Here is a 19,893-nt window from a genome sequence, read left to right on the forward strand (position 1 = left end):
GAAGACTAATGAATTTTTTTACTTAATTTTGAGTAAAATACAAATTAATAACATAAAAAATAAGAATAATGAGTATTATTGTTAAAATTCACGCAAGACAAATTTTCGATTCAAGAGGTAATCCTACAGTAGAAGTAGACGTAGTAACAGAAAACGGAGTTTTAGGAAGAGCTGCTGTTCCTTCAGGAGCATCAACTGGAAAATTCGAAGCTGTTGAATTGCGCGATGGAGGAAAATCTTTTCTTGGGAGAGGAGTTTTAAAAGCCGTTGAAAATGTAAATACTAAAATTGCTGAAGAGTTAATTGGAATTTCAGTTTTTGAGCAAAACCTTATAGATCAAGCAATGATTGATTTGGATGGTACGCCAAACAAAGCTAATTTAGGTGCAAATGCTATTCTAGGAGTTTCTCTTGCTGTTGCAAAAGCTGCTGCTAATGAATTAGGTTTGCCTTTATATAGATATGTGGGTGGTGTTTCTGCAAACACATTGCCTGTTCCTATGATGAATATTATCAATGGTGGTTCTCACTCTGATGCGCCTATTGCATTTCAGGAATTTATGATTTTCCCGGTAAAAGCAACTTCTTTTACTCATGCTATGCAAATGGGAACTGAAATTTTTCATAATTTGAAAAAAGTATTGCATGATAGAGGTCTAAGTACTGCTGTTGGTGATGAAGGAGGATTTGCTCCAAATTTAGCGGGAGGAACTGAAGATGCATTAGATACTATTAAATTGGCTGTTGAAAAGGCTGGATATTCTTTCGGTGATGAAATAATGGTGGCTTTGGACTGCGCTTCATCTGAGTTTTATTCGGACGGAAAATATGATTATTCTAAATTTGAAGGGCCAACTGGAAAAATTAGAACTTCTGCCGAGCAGGTGGAATATTTAGCTGAATTAGTTGCTAAATATCCAATTATCTCTATCGAAGACGGTATGGATGAAAATGACTGGGACGGATGGAAATTATTAACTGAAAAAATTGGGACTAAAACTCAATTAGTTGGTGATGATTTATTCGTGACTAATGTTGAGCGTTTATCTACTGGAATTGAAAAAGGAATTGCTAATTCGATTTTGATTAAAGTAAACCAAATCGGAACATTATCAGAGACTATTGCTGCTGTGAATATGGCTAAAAATGCTGGGTATACTTCAGTTATGTCCCACCGTTCAGGAGAAACTGAAGATAATACAATTGCTGATTTAGCAGTTGCATTAAATTGTGGTCAAATTAAAACCGGATCTGCTTCACGTTCTGATCGTATGGCTAAATACAATCAATTATTAAGAATTGAAGAAGAATTAGGGACTTCTGCATATTTTCCTGGGAAAAAAGCTTTTAAAATAAAGTAATTGTAATGAATTTGTAATAAATGAGCCATTCGTCTATGATGAATGGCTTTTTTATTGAATATTTAACAAATTCAATACTTAATAAGTTTTTAAATTACTTAGAAATTACTTAGATTTGGTAAATTATAATTTAAATTTTATTTCATAAACAATATGTCAAAAATAGCAATATTAGAAATCGATGGTAACAAGTTTGAGCTTCCAGTTATAATAGGGAGCGAAAATGAGGCAGCTGTTGATATTAGTAAATTACGTGATATGTCTGGTGTGATTACGCTTGATCCAGGATATAAAAATTCTGGAGCGTGCAAAAGTGAAATCACTTTTTTGGACGGAGAGCTTGGTATTTTACGTTACAGAGGATATTCAATCGAGGAGTTGGCTGAAAAATCTCATTTTCTAGAAGTTTCTTATTTAATAATTTTTGGTGATTTACCATCTGCAGAAAGATTAGAACAATTTGAAAATGATATTAGAAAGCACACTCTGGTAAGTGAGGAAATGAAAATTATCCTTGATGGTTTTCCAAGAACTGCTCACCCAATGGGAGTATTGTCTGCTTTGACTAGTGCTTTAACAGCTTTTAATCCTAAATCTGTTGATGCAAGCAATGAAAAAGACATGTATGATGCTGTTTGTAAAACTATTGCTAAATTCTTAGTTATTGCTACTTGGACTTATAGAAAAAGTATGGGGTATCCTTTAAATTATTATGATAATACTATTGGATATGTTGAGAATTTTATGAGTTTGATGTTTAAACTTCCTACTGCTCCATATACTGCTAATCCAATTGTTATTGATGCATTAGATAAATTATTTATTCTTCATGCTGATCATGAACAAAACTGTTCAACTTCTACAGTTAGAATGGTTGGTTCTTCTCACGCTGGTCTTTTTGCTTCAATTTCTGCGGGAGTATCTGCATTATGGGGGCCTTTGCATGGTGGAGCAAATCAAGCTGTTCTTGAAATGTTAGAAGAAATACATGCACATGGTGGCGATGCAGATAAGTATTTAGCAAAAGCAAAAGATAAAAATGATTCTTTCAGATTGATGGGTTTTGGTCATAGAGTTTATAAAAACTTTGATCCAAGAGCAAAAATTATCAAGAAAGCTGCAGATGAAGTGCTTTCAACTTTAGGAGTTAATGATCCTATTCTTGAAATCGCTAAAAAATTGGAAGCAGCGGCATTGGAAGATGAATATTTCAAATCAAGAAATTTATATCCGAATGTTGATTTTTATTCTGGTATTATTTATAGAGCTTTAGGAATTCCAACTGATATGTTTACTGTTTTGTTTGCAATTGGTAGATTGCCAGGGTGGATTGCTCAATGGAAAGAAATGAGAGAAAATAAAGAACCAATCGGAAGACCTAGACAAGTTTATACGGGTTATCCTTTAAGAGAATATAAGAAATAATAATTCTCAGACAGATTATCAAAGCTTCACTTTACTAGTGAAGCTTTTTTTTTATCTTTGGCAAAATTTATAACAATGCTTAAATTAAATGTTAAGAATGAAACTTCGAGATTAAGGGCAGTAGTGTTAGGATCTGCAATTAGCAATGGACCAACACCAAAAGCAGATGAAGCCTATGATCCAAAATCTTTAGAACATATTTTGGCTAATACTTATCCAGTCGAAAGTGATATGATTATTGAAACGGAAGCCTTTAATTCGGTCTTTCAAAAATATGGGGTCACAGTTTTACGTCCCAAAATGATTGAAAACTACAATCAAATATTTGCTAGAGATATTGGTTTTGTAATTGATGATGTATTTGTTAAATCCAATATTCTGCCTGACCGCGAAAGAGAATTAGATGCTATTCAATATGTGATTGATCAAATAAATCCAGAAAAAATAATTCGGCCGCCCGAAGAAGTTCATATCGAAGGAGGTGATGTAATGCTTTGGAACCAATATGTTTTTGTTGGAACATATAAAGGAAGTGATTATGCAAATTATATTACTGCAAGGACAAATATGCATGGTGTTGATTTTATAAAAGAATTGTTTCCAAATAAAATTGTAAAAGAATTTGATTTGGTAAAATCAAAGATCGAAGCAAGAGATAATGCACTGCATTTGGATTGCTGTTTTCAGCCCGTTGGGAAAGACAAAGGGATTATTTATAAGAGGGGGTTTAGAGAAGAGGCCGATTATATGTTTTTGGTTGATCTTTTTGGTAAAGAAAATCTATTTCATATTACGAGGGATGAGATGTATAATATGAATTCTAATGTGTTTTCAATAGATACGAATGTGGTTGTTTCTGAGAAAAATTTTACAAGATTAAATAATTGGCTAAGAGCAAATGGATTTATTGTAGAAGAAATCCCATATGCTGAAATTGCAAAGCAAGAGGGACTATTAAGGTGTTCTACTCTGCCATTAATAAGAGATTAATAGTGTGTTTTGAGCTTATATTGTTTAACTTTAGACAATACATTTTCAAACTATAAAAAATAAGAATATGACACAAACAACAAACTCCATTTTGATGATTCGGCCAGTTGCTTTTCGTATGAACGAGCAAACGGCAGTGAATAATTATTATCAAAAAGTTTTAGATGGTCTTTTGCCGGCAACAGTAAATGCAAAAGCGCAACAGGAATTTGATGTTTTTGTTGACAAGCTTCGCTCAGTTGGGGTAGACGTAACAGTGGTAGATGATGTAGAAAATGCAGATACTCCGGACAGTATTTTTCCAAATAATTGGATTTCTTTTCATGAGAATGGAGACGTAGCACTTTATCCGATGTTTGCTGAGAACCGCCGTCAGGAACGCCGTGAAGATATTCTGGATATTCTAGAAGAAAAAGGATTTATAATTAATAATATTATGGATTATACTTCTGCAGAAGAAGATGGTTTTTTTCTGGAAGGAACAGGAAGTTTATTATTAGATAGAGAAAACAGCAAAGCATATTGTGCTCTTTCTCCAAGAGCAGATGAAGAGTTATTTATTGAATTTTGTGAAGATTTTGAATTTACACCTGTAATTTTTGAAGCTTTTCAAACGGTTAATAACGAGCGAAAACTGATTTACCATACTAATGTCATGATGTGCATAGGAGATACATTTGCTGTTATCTGCGCTGATTCTATTGATGATAAAAAAGAACGAAAAATGGTTCTTGACAGTTTGAAAGGGGATGAAAAAGAAATAATTCTGATTACTGAAGAGCAAGTGAATAATTTTGCAGGCAATATGCTCGAAGTAAAAGGAGCTGATGACAGAAGATATTTAGTAATGAGCGCTTCGGCTCATCAGAGTCTGACTAAAAAACAAGTTGCCCAGTTAGAAGAGCATGTTACAATTTTGAGTTCAAATTTAGATACAATTGAAGCTTGTGGCGGAGGAAGCGCACGCTGTATGATGGCTGAGATTTTTTTGCCGAGAGAATAATAAATACAAATTCAAAAATTAAATCCCAAATTCCAGCACTTTAGAATTTGGGATTTTTTTGTGCCATCACATCAAATTACTTTTAATGATATTGATTAGTGCACTGACTATATATTGAATACCAATAGCTACAACAATAAAACCAACAATTCTTGAAATGGCAACAATTCCAGAAGCTCCAAGTATTTGAGCTAAATAGTGAGCGCTTCTTAAAATAATAAAAATAGCAATTGCGATTGCTAATATAGCTAGAGAGGCAATTATAAGTTCATTCGTTTTGTGATGTTCCTGATAAAAAGCAATTAATAGAGATATTGACCCAGGACCAGCAAGCATTGGAATTGCTAGTGGTGTCAATGCAATATCATTTCTTTTTTGAGCATCGGTTTCTATCTTTTTATTGATACCGCGCTTTTTATTGAATTTACCCGAAAGCAAAGAAAATCCAGAGCTTACGATAATTAATCCTCCTGCAATCCTTAGAGAATCAATACTAATTCCAAAAAAGCTTAAAACATATTTTCCTATAAAAAATGAAATTATAAGAATTAAAAATACATTTATTGAAGTCCATAGTGAAATTCTTGAGCATTCCTGTTTAGAATCGTCTTGAGTAAGGCCGACAAAAATTGGAACGGTTCCAATAGGATTTAATACAGAAAATAAAGCAACAAATAGGTAAATAAATAAATCCATTCAGTATTAATTTTTGATTGTAAAATTACAATTTTCTCTATAATTAAGTTTAAATAAGAGTTAGATTATTGTTTATTTCAGTAAAAGGGGTTACTAATTATGAAATTTCAAATCGATAGTGTTTTTAGCTGCAGTTCCTTAGAGCTTCAAAATTCTAATGCTGAATACGGGTTTAAAACAACTATTTAGTTAGTGCTTACTTGTTTTTGCTTACTTTTGCACTTCATAAAGATTTACAATGATAAAAAATAAAAAAACATTAATTATTGGAGCAACTACAAAGCCTGAAAGGGCCGCTTTTAAAGCAGTTAATATGCTTGTTGCTAAAGGACATTCTGTTCTTGCAGTAGGGCAGAATGCAGGGGAAGTTGCTGGTGTAAAAATAAATACGAAAGCAATTCCGGTCAAAAATATTGATACTATTTCACTTTATATAAATCCTTCACGACAAAAAGATTATTATAATTATATTGTAGAGGCTAGTCCTAAACGCGTGTTGTTTAACCCAGGGACTGAAAACCCAGAGTTTTATCAGCTTTTGGAATTAAACAATATTAAATTTGAAGCAGCCTGTACATTAGTTTTACTGACATTAAATAAATATTAATTGGATTTGTTTCTATCTGAAAGTAGAAATCAAATGGCATAAATTATAGTGATGTGATATTTTGAAACGATCTGCTTTTTTCGAAAAAATAAAAATTTATTTGTTTTAAAGTTGGCTATTGTCTTTAAAATAGGTTTAATTTTTAAATGATGGTTTGTCAAATTGCTTACTTTTGTACCCATGGAATTTTCTTCAAAATTAATAGAAAAAGCGGTTAATGAAATGGCTCAATTGCCTGGAATTGGTAAAAGAACTGCTTTGCGATTGGTTTTGCATATTTTAAAGCAGCCAAAAGAACAAACAGTTTTTTTAGCTCAAGCGCTGGTTACAATGCGTGAGGAAATTAAATATTGCAAAAGCTGTCATAATATATCGGATAAAGAAGTTTGTGAAATTTGTACTAATTCAAGCCGTAATCATCATATTATATGTGTGGTAGAAGATATTCGTGATGTAATGGCCATCGAAAACACAGGACAGTTTAGAGGGATTTATCATGTTTTAGGAGGTAAAATTTCACCAATAGATGGAGTCGGACCTAGTCAGCTTACTATCAGTTCATTGGTAGAAAAGGCTAAATTACGGCAAATTAAAGAGATTATTTTTGCTCTAAGTTCTACAATGGAAGGGGATACAACCAATTTTTATATCTATAAACAAATAGCTGATTTAGAGATAATAGTTTCTACAATTGCAAGAGGAATTGCTGTTGGAGACGAATTAGAATACGCCGATGAAGTTACCCTTGGCAGAAGTATACTGCAAAGAGTGCCATTTGAAAAATCATTGAAAATCAATTAAACTGTTTATTAAGTATCGTCCCTTTTTAAATAGTAATCTAAAAACTATATTTGTTATTAAATAAATACGAATGAACAAGCACTTAGTCTATATTTTTTTATTTATCAGTGTATTTTTTACATCATGTATACCAGTAAAAGATTTGGTCTACCTTCAAAAAAAGGACAATTCTTCAAATGAAAATGCGATTGCAATGGTGGAGTCTAAGCCATATCGTCTGCAGACTCATGATGTGCTGAGGATTAGTATCAAAGCTTCGGATCCTAAATTAGTAACTATTTTTAATCCAACTGCAGATGGTTCAGCGTTAGATCAGTCAGAGTCAGGGTTGTATTTTGACGGTTTTACAGTAGATGATCATGGTAATATTAGAATTCCTGTTTTGGGAGAGATGAATGTGATGGGATTTACTTTGGAAGAAGTGCGTATTAGTATTGAAAAACAATTATTAGCCGAATATTTTAAAGATAATGCCAGTATTTTTGTGGTAGTAAAATTAGCAGGTTTTCGTTATACAATAAATGGCGAGGTAGGAAGTACAGGGACTAAAACTTTGTTTCAGGAAAAAGTAAATATAATGGAAGCTATCGCCAATGCTGGAGATATTAGTACAACTGGTGACAGGAAAGCTGTAACGATTATTAGGCAGACTCCCAATGGTACCGAAATGAAAGACCTTGATTTGACTAATATCAATGTAATGAATTCGCCCTATTATTTTTTACAGCCAAATGACTATATTTATGTAAAACCGCTCAAGCAAAAAACATGGGGAACAGGTAGTACGGGAATTCAATCTTTGACAACGATTATTACGCTCTTGTCTTTAGTTTCTACCACTTATTTATTGCTTAAAAAATAAAAACAATTCCCCAAATATGTTAGATATTAAAGATTTTGCAGTTTTTGAAAATGTTCCAAGTTTTGATTTTAAGGGTTTTTTACTTAAAATACTAAGTTATTGGAAATGGTTTTTAGTATCCGTTGTTTTAGCCTTAATGGTTGCTTATCAGATTAATATACGTAAAGAAAAAATTTATAGTATTGAAACTTTAATCTCTGCAAAAGAAGAAACCAATCCTCTTTTTACCTCAAGCACAAATTTAGTTTTTAATTGGGGAGGTGCTTCTGATCAGATTCAAACTATTTTAACCACGTTACAGTCTCGTTCTCATAATGAGCTAGTTGTGGATAAATTACAGTTTTATATTGACTATTTGGTACAAGGGAAGTATAATCTTCTTGATGCTTATGGTGCAGTTCCATTTCATGTAGATATTGATAAAAAGCAAGGGCAATTAGCAGGAACTCTAATCGGAATAAAGTTTATTAGTGAAAATGAATATCAAATAAAAATACTTTTTGAAGGACCTTCAGTTTCAATAATTCATTATTCGGATAATAGTTATGCTAATACTTCTGTTGCTGAAGGAGAGTTTATTAAAAAGTACAAAGTTGGCGAACAAGTATCCTTGCCATTTTTAAATTGGAAACTGCAGATAAATGAAAATCCAGGGCTGTATAAAGGAAATGAATATTTTGTTCGATTTAATGATTTTGATGGAACTGTTGCGAATTACAGAAATCTGAATGTTAGAGCAGATGACAAGGGTAGTTCAATAATCACCTTGGGAATGCAGGGAACCAATAAAGCCAGAATGGTTGAGTATCTTAATTCTACTGTTAAGATGCTTATGAAAAGACAGCTGGATAATAAAAATCTGTTTGCAACTAATACTATTAATTTTATTGACAGCACGCTTGTGGCAATGGAGTCACAGCTAAGAAAAACCGGTGATGAACTAAAATCTTTTAGAAAAGATAAAAATATTTTTGAGATCGAAGGTGGAGGCGGAGCTAAGTTTTCTGATAAAATTCTTGATTTTGATGTTGAGAAAGATGCTGTAAACAGAAAAATAACATATTATAATTCTTTAAAAGCATATTTAAAAAACAGTGTTGATTATTCAAAACTTCCGGCTCCTTCAGTGGCGGGAATTGAAGATCCTAATATTGCTGTGAATGTGTCCAAATTGATAGCACTTTCGACTCAAAGATCGGAAATGGCTTATGCCGTAAAAAGTGAAAAAATTTTCCGAGATTTTGATAATCAAATGGAAGCTGTTAAGAATGTTTTATTAGAAAATATTAATACAGCCAAAGCTTCTTTGCAGTATGATCTGGCAATTGTTGAAAGTAAAATTAATGAGACAGAAAGTAAAATCAAGAGTCTTCCGGATGATCAGCAGGAATTAATTAAGATAAAAAGAAAATATGATTTGAATGATAATATCTATAGTACTTTTTTACAAAAAAGAAGTGAAGCAGATATTGTTAAAGCTGCGAATTTATCAGACATTCATTTTATCGATCCTGCAAAAGATGTTGGAGGAGGACTAATAGGTCCAAAAACAGGAGTGAATTACATTTTGGCATTATTTATGGGATTACTGTTGCCGTTACTGGTAATTACAATTCTTTTTTTTGTCAATAATACTATTTATAATCCTGAGGATGTAAGTAAATTGACATCTATTCCGTTAATTGGTATTGTTGGGGTTGATCCGGATAAAAATAATTTAGCTGTTTTTGACAAACCAAAATCACCATTATCGGAATCCTTTAGGGCCATTCGGTCATCTCTTCAGTTTTTGTACAAAAAAAATAATGTAGAAGGAGCAAAAACTCTCATGATTACATCATCAATTAGTGGTGAAGGAAAAACTTTTTGTTCTATAAATATTGCAACAGTATTTGCTTTAAGTGAAAAAAAGACTGTAATTGTTGGGATGGATTTGAGAAAACCAAAGCTGTTTGATGAATTTAGTTTAGATAATTCTGTGGGTGTTGTGAATTATTTAATTAAAGATAAAACTTTGAGTGAAATTATATATCCAACTTCAGTTCCATTTCTAGATGTGATATTGTCTGGGCCAATTCCTCCTAATCCGTCTGAGTTAATTTTGAATGATGGGATGAAAGAATTAATGGACGAGCTTAAAAGCAAGTATGATTACATTATTCTTGATACACCTCCAATTGGTTTGGTGGCCGATTCACTTGAGCTGACACAGTATTGTGATGTTACCTTGTATATTGTAAGGCAGAATTTCACAAAAAAAGAGATGATAACATTACTGAATAATAGAATAAGCCGTGGAGAACTCCATAATACGAGCATCATTTTGAATGGATTTGAAAATAAAGCTAAGTATGGAGGAGGGTATGGTTACGGCTATGGCTACGGCAATAGTAGCTATTCAAGTGGATATCATGAAGTTGAGAAGAAAAAAAGTTTAATGGAGAAAATTGTAATTAAGAAAAAGAAATAGCCTACAATTAAAATATTATGTGATGACTGGAAATAGTAGAAAAACAATTCTAATTACTGGAGGAGCAGGATTTATTGGGTCTAATCTATGCGAATATTTTTTGGACAAAAAATATAATGTAGTCTGTTTAGATAATTTTGCTACAGGTCATCAATATAATTTGACAGCTTTTCTTAATAATGAAAACTTCTCTTTAATAGAAGGAGATATACGGAATTTAGATACATGCCATAAAGCAGTGCAAGGGGCTGATTATGTATTGCATCAGGCGGCTTTAGGCTCCGTTCCAAGATCAATAAATGATCCGATAACAACAAATGATGTTAATGTTTCTGGTTTTTTGAATATGTTAGTTGCCGCAAGAGATGCAAATGTTAAACGATTTGTTTATGCAGCAAGTTCTTCAACATATGGAGATTCTATAGGTTTGCCAAAAGTAGAAGAGGTAATAGGGAAGCCTCTTTCTCCATACGCTATAACAAAATATGTAAACGAGCTGTATGCTGAAATTTTTAGCAGAACTTATGGATTAGAAACTATTGGCTTGCGTTATTTTAATGTATTTGGAAGAAAACAAGATCCTAATGGGGCTTATGCAGCAGTAATTCCAAAATTTGTTATGCAATTGATGAATCATGAAAGTCCCAAAATAAATGGTGACGGAAATTATTCACGGGATTTTACTTATATTGATAATGTGATTCAAATGAATGAGCTGGCTATGACTACAGAGAATCCAGAAGCGATAAATACTGTCTATAATACGGCTTATGGTGATCGCAATACTTTGAATGATTTGGTTGGTTATTTAAAATTTTTTTTAGCGGAGTATGATTCTGAGATTGCAAAAATAGAAATTGAATACGGTCCTAATAGAGCTGGAGACATTCCGCATTCATTAGCAAGTATTGATAAAGCTAAATCAATTTTAGGATATAATCCTAAATTTTCTCTGCAGGAAGGATTGAAGGAATCGGTAAGCTGGTATTGGGAGAATCTTAGTAGAAATAAAGAATAGAAGATAAAGATTGACAATATGAAAATTACAAAAATTTGCTGCATTGGAGCTGGATATGTTGGTGGTCCAACTATGGCTGTTATTGCGCAAAAATGTCCTCACATCCAAGTGACAGTGGTGGATTTGAATTTGGAAAGGATTGCTGCATGGAATGATGAAAACACAGATAATATTCCGATTTATGAACCTGGTTTGGATGCTATTGTTGCTGAAGCCAGAGGAAGAAATCTGTTTTTTTCAACGGAAGTTGATAAAGCAATAGATGAAGCTCAAATCATTTTTATATCCGTGAATACACCTACAAAAACGTATGGTAAAGGAAAAGGAATGGCGGCTGATTTGAAATATATTGAATTGTGCGCAAGACAAATTGCAAAAGTAGCTAAAGACAATAAAATAGTAGTTGAAAAATCAACTTTGCCAGTACGCACTGCCGAGGCTATTAAAAGTATTCTTGATACAACAGGCAATGGAGTTCAGTTTCAAATACTTTCTAATCCTGAGTTTTTGGCAGAGGGAACAGCTGTTGAGGATTTGTTGAATCCTGACAGGATATTAATAGGTGGAGATGTTTCGGCTGAGGGAGAAGAAGCGATTCAAGCTTTGGTTGATGTTTATTTGAATTGGGTAGATCCTGAAAAAATATTGACTACAAATGTTTGGTCTTCAGAATTGTCAAAATTGACAGCTAATGCTTTTTTAGCTCAAAGAATATCGTCTATTAATGCAATGTCAGAGCTATGTGAAAAAACTGGAGCCGATGTTAATGAAGTTGCTAAAGCAATTGGAATGGATAGCCGTATTGGTCCTAAATTCTTGAAAGCCTCTGTTGGATTTGGTGGTTCTTGTTTTCAGAAAGACATATTGAATTTAGTTTATATAGCAAAATCATACGGATTAAATGAAGTAGCTGATTATTGGGAGCAGGTCATTATTATAAATGATCATCAAAAGCGTCGTTTTTCAAATAATATAGTACAGACGCTTTATAATACAGTTGCTGATAAAAAAATCACATTTTTAGGCTGGGCGTTTAAAAAGGATACTAATGATACTAGAGAATCTGCGGCAATATACATAGCTGATGATTTGATTAATGAAAAAGCCAAAATCACTGTTTATGATCCTAAGGTCAAAATAGATAAGGTATTAGCTGATTTAAATTATTTGGAAACTAGGAGTTCAGAAGAAAATATAAGGAGTGTTGTTACTTATGATAACCCGTATGAATCTTGTGAAAATGCTCATGCTATTGCTGTACTTACAGAATGGGATGAATTTATTAAGTACGACTGGCAAAAAATTTATGACAATATGCAAAAGCCAGCTTTCATTTTCGATGGGAGAAATATATTGGATAAAGTGTTATTAGAAAAAATTGGGTTCGTGTATCAAACTATCGGTTCATAATTTTTTATCATTTGTAGTATAAAGCATCTAAAAAAAATCAATATTACTATAATTTAAGTCACTAAAAACAGTGATTTTTTACTTTTATTTATAATTTTAAAAAATAGATTTTTGCTGATTATTAGATGCTTATGCTTTTAGTCGGTGGAAATCCTTATTTTGGTTTTAAAGCTGTTTTTTTGGCAAAATTGCTTGTTTATTTTTAGTATCTTTGCCGACCCGATATAGAGTAGGATTGCATTTTTATTGTTAAAAATGTTATTCTTTGAATTTTATAATTGGAATTTAAAAGCCAACAATATATTAAGAAGTTGAATAAAGACATAAAAATTGCAGTAATAGGTTTGGGTTATGTTGGTTTGCCTTTGGCTCGATTGTTTGCTACACAATTTTCAGTTGTAGGTTTTGATATTAACGTTTCAAGAGTTAAAGCATTACAATCGGGAGTAGATAATACTCTAGAGGTTGATAGTGAAACGTTACAAAGTGTGTTAGTTCACAATAGGGATCATAAAACTGGACTATTTTGTTCTTCTGAAGTAAAAGATATTGCTGACTGTAATTATTTTATTGTTACAGTGCCTACGCCAGTTGATAAAAATAATCGCCCTGATTTAACCCCTTTGTATAAGTCAAGTGAAACAGTTGGTTCTGTTTTAAAAAAAGGAGATATTGTTATTTATGAATCTACTGTATATCCGGGTGTTACTGAAGAGGAATGTGTTCCGGTTTTAGAGAAAATTTCAGGATTACAATTTAATGTTGATTTTTTTGCGGGATATTCTCCAGAGCGGATTAATCCAGGAGATAAAGAGCATACTGTTGATAAAATATTAAAAATTACTTCAGGTTCTACACCAGAAATTGGATTAAAAGTAGATCAATTATATAAATCAGTAATCATTGCCGGAACTCATCTTGCTCCTTCAATAAAAGTTGCAGAAGCCGCTAAGGTAATTGAGAATTCACAAAGAGACATTAACATCGCTTTTGTCAATGAATTGGCAAAAATATTCAATCTTTTGAATATCGATACTGCAGCTGTACTTAAAGCTGCTGGTACAAAATGGAATTTTTTACCTTTTAAACCAGGTTTAGTTGGAGGGCATTGTATTGGTGTAGATCCATATTATTTAGCACAAAAAGCCCAAGAAAAAGGGTATCATCCTGAAATTATATTGGCAGGCCGTCGTTTGAATGACAGTATGGGCGAATATGTTGCTTCGCAGGTTGTAAAACTAATGATTAAAAGTGGTATTTCAATCAATGGTGCCAGTTTACTGATGTTAGGTATTACATTCAAAGAAAATTGTCCAGATGTTAGGAATACTAAGATTGTAGATGTGATAAAAGCATTAGAAGATTATGGAATTCAAGTTACTATTTTTGATCCTTGGGCAAATCCAGATGAAGTGAATCACGAATATGGACTAAAGACTATAAATGAAAAGCCTGATGCAGTTTTTGATGCTATAGTTTTAGGTGTTGCTCATAAAGAGTTTCTCAATTTAGACATTAATTCATTTAGAAAAAAATGTAGTGTACTTTATGATGTTAAGGGGGTTTTGGCTGATGATGTTGATGGTAGATTATGATAAGCTAAAAAAGGAATAAATTATAAATTAAAAACATAAAATGATGAAAAAGATACTTATTACAGGAGGTGCTGGTTTTATTGGTTCACATGTCGTAAGACGTTTTGTGAATAACTATCCAAATTATCAAATTTTTAATTTGGACGCTTTAACCTATGCTGGAAATTTAGAAAATATCAAGGATATCGAAAATGAATCTAATTACACTTTTGTAAAAGGCGATATTACCGATGAAAATTTTATTTTTAATTTGTTTCAGGAACAATTGTTTGACGGAGTGATTCATCTGGCAGCAGAGTCACATGTTGATCGTTCTATAGAAGATCCTTTGGCTTTTGTAAAAACCAATGTGATTGGAACTATGAATTTATTAAATGCAGCCAAAAAAATATGGTTAGGAAATTCCGAAGGAAAACGTTTTTACCATGTAAGTACCGATGAAGTTTATGGCTCGCTTGGTGCTGAAGGATTGTTTACTGAAACTACTCCCTACGACCCTAATTCGCCTTATTCTGCATCTAAGGCAAGTTCAGATCATTTCGTCCGTGCCTACGGTGAGACTTATGGTTTACCTTATGTAATTACAAATTGTTCTAATAATTATGGACCTTATCATTTTCCAGAAAAATTAATTCCATTGTTTATTAATAATATTATCAATAATAAGCCATTACCTGTTTATGGAGATGGAAATTATACAAGAGACTGGCTGTTTGTAAAAGATCATGCTGTAGCCATCGATTTAGTGTTTCATGATGGAAAAAATCATGAAACTTATAATATTGGAGGGTTTAATGAATGGAAGAATATCGATTTAGTAAAAGTTTTGTGCCAGATTATGGATCAAAAATTAGGAAGAGCAGATGGGGAATCTGCTCAATTAATTACATATGTGAAAGACAGACCAGGACATGATTTACGTTACGCTATTGATGCTTCAAAAATAAACACTCAATTAGGATGGAAGCCATCTGTGACATTTGAACAAGGATTAGAAAATACAATTGACTGGTATTTGAATAACCAAGATTGGCTAAATAATGTAACCTCTGGAGCTTATGCTTCGTATTATGAAAAACAATATTCATAATAGTTTTAAATTTAAGGAACTTAATTTTTGTATTAAAATAGAAAAAAATGAACTGGTACGTAGTTTATACCAAACCCAAGTGGGAAAGAAAAGTTGCGGAACGTTTAAATGAAATTGGGATTACTGCCTATTGTCCTTTAATTACTAAAATAAGCCAATGGTCGGATCGTAAAAAGAAAATACAAGTACCACTGTTTAATTCGTATATTTTTGTACAAGTTGATGAAAAGAATCGGAATGTTATTTTTGAAATTTCAGGTGCTGTTCGGTATTTATTTTGGCTTGGGAAGCCAGCAGTCGTAAAGGAAAAAGAAATTCAAATTATTCAAGATTGGTTGAATGTGCCTGATACATTCGAATTAGTGGTTGATAAATGGCAAAAGGGAGATAGTATTGTATTAGAATCAGGTCCTTTTTTGGCACAATCAGCAATTGTTCAAGAGGTAAAACAGAATCATTATATACTTATTTTAGAATCTTTAGGATGTATTCTTAAAGTTGAAAAAAAATAGTTTATCTGTTTTTTTGTTTTAAAACACTTATTTAAAACAGATTGTAAATTATGTAATTTAATTTATTATTAATAAGATTAAAGTTTCAAAACAATAATTAAAAGATGAGATAAATCTTTTTTTTTACTATAAATTTGCAAAATTCTTCTGAAATGTTAATGTGGATCTATAAAATGGGATTCACAATGGCGAAGCCATAAAAAAAACGTTTGCGAATAAGATAAAATAATTTTTTGATAATTTTTTTTTGAAATTATAATAGATATTATAAAACTACAAGAAGTATAAATAATGTAATTTGAATGAGATTAATAATTTCATTTAATTAATTTAATAGCAGCAATGAAAAAACTAATTACCGTAATTCTCTTTCTTATAGCTCTTTTTCAGACTAACACTATATTAGCTCAGGATATTCTAAAAGGAAGCGACTTGAGTACAGTAAAGGTTGATTACTTATCGGATAGTGATATTGCAAAAATAAAATCACAATTGCAAACAAATAATCTAACTATAGATCAAGTAGAATCGATGGCTTTGTCCAAAGGAATGGATCCTGCAGAATTTGCCAAATTAAAAAAGCGTTTAGCTTTTCCCGAAACTTCTAAAAGTGCAGTTGATAAAAAAACAACGACTAAGAAAAAATCAAAAGATTCAGATCTGGAAGATGAAGAGGATAATAGCGAAGTTATTGAACGGAAACAAGAAAAAATTGAAAATAAAAAGGTTAAGGATAGTTTGAATTCGTTAGTGTTTGGATCTGAATTATTTGATAACCCTACATTGAATTTCCAGCCTAATTTGAAATTGGCCACACCTATCAATTATAGTTTAGGTCCTGGAGATGAACTGCAAATTAGCGTAAATGGAGTTCAGGAGTTTAACGATAATGTTCCAGTATCTGTTGAGGGTAAAGTTACTATTCAATACGTCGGCCAGATTTCGGTATCGGGAATGACTATTGAAGCCGCAACTCAAAAAATTAAAGGAGCTATTTCAAGAGTATATAGTACTGTTCGTTCTGGTCAATCGCAGGTAGAAGTGAGTTTAAGCCGTATCCGTACTATAAAAATTACTATTATTGGAAGCAAACAGCCAGGGAATTATTCGGTTTCATCTTTAGCAACGGTATATAATGCTTTATTTTTAGGCGGAGGTCCAGGTAAAAATGGAAGTTACAGAAATATTGAGCTGATCCGTAATAATAAAATTTTCAGAAACATCGATATTTATCGTTTTTTGGTAAATGGAAACCAATCGGATAATGTTGGTTTAAAAGATAATGATGTTATTCGTATTCCGGCTTATACTAATCGGGTTATTATTGAGGGAGAAGCAAAGCGTCCGGGTATTTTTGAAATGAAAAAGGGTGAGCATTTTTCAGATCTTTTGAATTTTGCATCCGGATTCAATGAATTTGCTTATACAGCTTCGGTAAATGTTTTGCAAAAAACCGGAAAAGAATTTAAAGTAGCTGATATACAAGCTGCTCAATATGGCAGTTATCTGCCTTTAAATGGAGATGTGTTTCGTATCTCCAAAATTTTAAATCGTTTTGAAAACCGTATCATTATTAATGGTGCAGTATTCAGACCAGATACCTATTCTTTTTATCAAGGAATGAGAGTTTCAGATTTGATTCGTCAGGCTGAAGGATTGAAAGAAGATGCTTATCTTAAAAGAGCTAGAATCATTCGTTTAAAAGAAGATTTGACGACTGAGATTGTTAATGTTGATTTATCTAAAGCAATTGTAGGGGATTTGAATGCTGATGTTGCTTTAAAAAAAGAAGATGTGGTAACTGTGTATTCTATTTTAGATTTTAAGGAAGAATATAAAGTGACGATTGATGGTGAAGTAAAGAAACCAGATGTTTATGATTATCAGGATAATTTAACTTTGAATGATTTAATTATTGTTGCGGGCGGTTTGACGGGTTCAGCATCCAAGCGTGTTGAAATAGCGAGAATGATTAAGGCTGAAGATATAGATGATTCTAATCCGAACAAAGTTGAATTGTTTAATATTGAAATCACTCCGAATTCGAATGAACAATCGATTAATTTTGTACTGGAACCTTTTGATGTCATTAATATCAGGCGAATGGCAGTTGTTGAGAAACCAGAGATGGTAACTATATCCGGGTCGGTTTCCTATCCTGGGAAATATGTTTTGGCTAATAAAAAAGAGAAGATTTATAATGTTATTCAAAGAGCAGGCGGTCTTACATCATTGGCAAGTTTGAATGGGGTAAAAATAAAAAGGCCTATTAAAAAAGCTCAAATTGAAGAATTGGAAAATGTAAATTTAAATTTGGGTAAAAAAGATAGTATTCAAAATAAATTGAAAAAGAAATTAAAAGAAGACTTGAAATATGCCACTATTCCTGTTGCTTGGGAAAAAGTTGTCAGAAATCAAAATGGAAATGCAAATATAACTTTACAGCCTGGAGATGAAATCGAGGTTTCGGCTTTCAACGAGACTGTAAAAGTTGCTGGAAATGTTCTTTTGACATCAGAGATTTCTTATAAAAAAGGCAGAGGATTTAATTATTACCTTGATGCTGTTGGAGGTTTGGATGCCAAAGGATGGAGAAATAAAGCATATGTTATTTATCCAAATGGAGAGGCCGCAGTAACTCGCAGGTTTTTATTGATTAGGTCTAGTCCAAAAGTTGAACCTGGTTCCCAAATTGTGGTTCCAGAAAAACCTGAGACAAAGAAAATGACTACTGGTGAATGGGTAAGTATTGGAAGTGTGATTACCAGTTTGGCATTGTTGATTGTTACTTCGTTTAAATAGTTTTTCGATTAAAATAAAATTTTAAAGAGATAAACGAATAGAAATTAAAAAGTAAAAGTTAGACAGTTATTCAGAAATGAAACTTATATAAAAAGTATGAACGAACAAAATCGTAACGACGAAATATCCTTAAAAGAGCTATTGGAAAAAGTAAAGGAGTGGTACAACTATTTACTGAGTCAATGGAAAATTATTGTATTGGCGGGAGTGATAGGGTCAGCATTGGGATTGACTTATTCCTTTATTAAAAAACCCGTGTATACAGCTACTTTAACATTCGCATTGGAAGATGAGAAGTCTGGAGGAGGATTAGGTGGTGCACTTGGATTAGCCAGTTCGTTTGGAATCGACCTTGGAGGCGGAGGAGGAAGCATATTTTCCGGTTCGAATTTGACCGAATTATTCAAGTCCCGTACGATGGTGGAACAAACTTTGTTGACACCGGTTACTCTAAACGGGAAAGTAATTTCGTTGGCAGAAATGTACATACAGAATAATGAATGGCGGGACAAATGGGATGAAAATCCTAAATTCAAGAACATACAGTTTTTGCCAGAGATCAAGCGCAAGTATTTTACAAGAGTTCATGATAGTATATTAGGCGAGATTTATAAAGGTTTGTCCAAAAGTTCTTTGTCTGTTGCGCAGAAAGATAAAAAAATAACGATAATATCCATGGATGTTTCTTCTAATAATGAATTATTTTCTCTTTGGTTTTGTGAAGCTTTAGCAAAACAAGTTGGTAAATTTTATGTAGATACCAAAAGTAAAAAAGCTCGTACAAATATGAATATCTTAGAACATCAGGTTGATTCGGTTCGAGCTGAATTGAACGGTGCAATTACTGGTGTGGCTGTTGCCAATGATAATACTTTTAATCTGAATCCAGCTTTGAATGTGCGTCGTACCCCATCTGCTCGCCGACAAGTAGATGTTCAGGCTAATACCGCAATACTTACTGAATTGGTTAAACAATGTGAATTAGCGAAAGTAACCCTGCGTAAAGAAACTCCTTTAATTCAGGTTATTGATCGACCGATTTTGCCTTTGTCTAAAGAACGTTTTGGTAAAGCTAAAGGACTAGTTTTAGGTGGTCTCTTGGCTGGTTTTTTAGGGGTATTCTTTTTGATTATAAGGAGATTGTTTAAAGAATTATTTAAATAATCTCATACAAAATGAATAGTTATACTATTAGGGTTGTGGAGGTTAGGAAAGAAACTGAAGACACGGTGACTTTATGTTTCAAGTAGC

The 19,893-nt window shown here is 32.5% G+C and carries 16 protein-coding genes; 15 read left to right on the plus strand and 1 reads right to left on the minus strand.

What is annotated here, in order from left to right:
* Positions 1-68 precede the first annotated feature (68 nt).
* The 4 genes from eno (at position 69) to ctlX (ending at position 4,779) form a co-directional block, all read left to right on the plus strand.
* Complete coding sequence (eno, locus tag IRZ80_RS02475) at positions 69-1,361, plus strand: phosphopyruvate hydratase (RefSeq protein WP_194639937.1); 1,293 nt, start codon at positions 69-71, stop codon at positions 1,359-1,361.
* Between the two features lie 153 nt (positions 1,362-1,514).
* Positions 1,515-2,786 carry a citrate synthase gene (locus tag IRZ80_RS02480; RefSeq protein ID WP_194639948.1) on the plus strand — a complete coding sequence of 424 codons (1,272 nt, stop codon included), beginning with the start codon at positions 1,515-1,517 and terminating at the stop codon, positions 2,784-2,786.
* A gap of 75 nt (positions 2,787-2,861) precedes the next feature.
* The gene (locus tag IRZ80_RS02485; RefSeq protein WP_194639950.1) at positions 2,862-3,776 is read left to right on the plus strand and encodes a dimethylarginine dimethylaminohydrolase family protein; all 915 of its coding nucleotides are present in this window, start codon (positions 2,862-2,864) and stop codon (positions 3,774-3,776) included.
* A gap of 67 nt (positions 3,777-3,843) precedes the next feature.
* On the plus strand, positions 3,844-4,779 hold the full coding sequence (gene ctlX, locus IRZ80_RS02490; protein WP_194639952.1) for a citrulline utilization hydrolase CtlX: 936 nt from the start codon (positions 3,844-3,846) through the stop codon (positions 4,777-4,779).
* A gap of 66 nt (positions 4,780-4,845) precedes the next feature.
* Here ctlX and IRZ80_RS02495 read toward each other — a convergent pair whose 3' ends face one another.
* Positions 4,846-5,475 (minus strand): MarC family NAAT transporter, encoded by a 630-nt coding sequence (locus tag IRZ80_RS02495; RefSeq protein WP_194639954.1) that lies wholly within the window; start codon positions 5,473-5,475, stop codon positions 4,846-4,848.
* A gap of 241 nt (positions 5,476-5,716) precedes the next feature.
* On the opposite strand from IRZ80_RS02495, the gene IRZ80_RS02500 reads away from it, so the two are divergent.
* The 11 genes from IRZ80_RS02500 (at position 5,717) to IRZ80_RS02550 (ending at position 19,806) form a co-directional block, all read left to right on the plus strand.
* Positions 5,717-6,082: a CoA-binding protein gene (locus IRZ80_RS02500; RefSeq protein ID WP_194640172.1), complete on the plus strand. Its 366-nt coding sequence runs from the start codon at positions 5,717-5,719 to the stop codon at positions 6,080-6,082.
* 180 nt (positions 6,083-6,262) lie between these two features.
* Positions 6,263-6,883 (plus strand): recombination mediator RecR, encoded by a 621-nt coding sequence (recR, locus tag IRZ80_RS02505; protein WP_194639956.1) that lies wholly within the window; start codon positions 6,263-6,265, stop codon positions 6,881-6,883.
* A gap of 70 nt (positions 6,884-6,953) precedes the next feature.
* Positions 6,954-7,745, plus strand: coding sequence for a polysaccharide biosynthesis/export family protein (locus IRZ80_RS02510; protein WP_194639958.1), 792 nt, complete (start codon positions 6,954-6,956; stop codon positions 7,743-7,745).
* A 16-nt stretch (positions 7,746-7,761) separates the two neighbouring features.
* Positions 7,762-10,215, plus strand: coding sequence for a polysaccharide biosynthesis tyrosine autokinase (locus tag IRZ80_RS02515; protein ID WP_194639960.1), 2,454 nt, complete (start codon positions 7,762-7,764; stop codon positions 10,213-10,215).
* A 22-nt stretch (positions 10,216-10,237) separates the two neighbouring features.
* Positions 10,238-11,233 carry an SDR family oxidoreductase gene (locus IRZ80_RS02520; protein ID WP_194639963.1) on the plus strand — a complete coding sequence of 332 codons (996 nt, stop codon included), beginning with the start codon at positions 10,238-10,240 and terminating at the stop codon, positions 11,231-11,233.
* A gap of 18 nt (positions 11,234-11,251) precedes the next feature.
* The gene (locus tag IRZ80_RS02525) at positions 11,252-12,643 is read left to right on the plus strand and encodes a UDP-glucose 6-dehydrogenase (RefSeq protein ID WP_194639965.1); all 1,392 of its coding nucleotides are present in this window, start codon (positions 11,252-11,254) and stop codon (positions 12,641-12,643) included.
* Positions 12,644-12,954: 311 nt separating this feature from the next.
* Positions 12,955-14,238 (plus strand): nucleotide sugar dehydrogenase, encoded by a 1,284-nt coding sequence (locus IRZ80_RS02530; RefSeq protein ID WP_194639976.1) that lies wholly within the window; start codon positions 12,955-12,957, stop codon positions 14,236-14,238.
* Between the two features lie 43 nt (positions 14,239-14,281).
* Entirely contained in the window at positions 14,282-15,328 is a 1,047-nt protein-coding gene (gene rfbB / locus IRZ80_RS02535) for a dTDP-glucose 4,6-dehydratase (protein ID WP_194639978.1), read from the plus strand.
* A 47-nt stretch (positions 15,329-15,375) separates the two neighbouring features.
* Complete coding sequence (locus tag IRZ80_RS02540) at positions 15,376-15,840, plus strand: UpxY family transcription antiterminator (protein WP_194639980.1); 465 nt, start codon at positions 15,376-15,378, stop codon at positions 15,838-15,840.
* Positions 15,841-16,182: 342 nt separating this feature from the next.
* Complete coding sequence (locus IRZ80_RS02545; protein WP_194639982.1) at positions 16,183-18,642, plus strand: SLBB domain-containing protein; 2,460 nt, start codon at positions 16,183-16,185, stop codon at positions 18,640-18,642.
* Positions 18,643-18,738: 96 nt separating this feature from the next.
* Positions 18,739-19,806 carry a Wzz/FepE/Etk N-terminal domain-containing protein gene (locus IRZ80_RS02550; RefSeq protein WP_194639984.1) on the plus strand — a complete coding sequence of 356 codons (1,068 nt, stop codon included), beginning with the start codon at positions 18,739-18,741 and terminating at the stop codon, positions 19,804-19,806.
* Positions 19,807-19,893: the final 87 nt, after the last annotated feature.

The sequence above is a fragment of the Flavobacterium sp. HJJ genome (genome assembly GCF_015351475.1).
GTDB classification, from domain to species: Bacteria; Bacteroidota; Bacteroidia; order Flavobacteriales; family Flavobacteriaceae; genus Flavobacterium; species Flavobacterium marginilacus.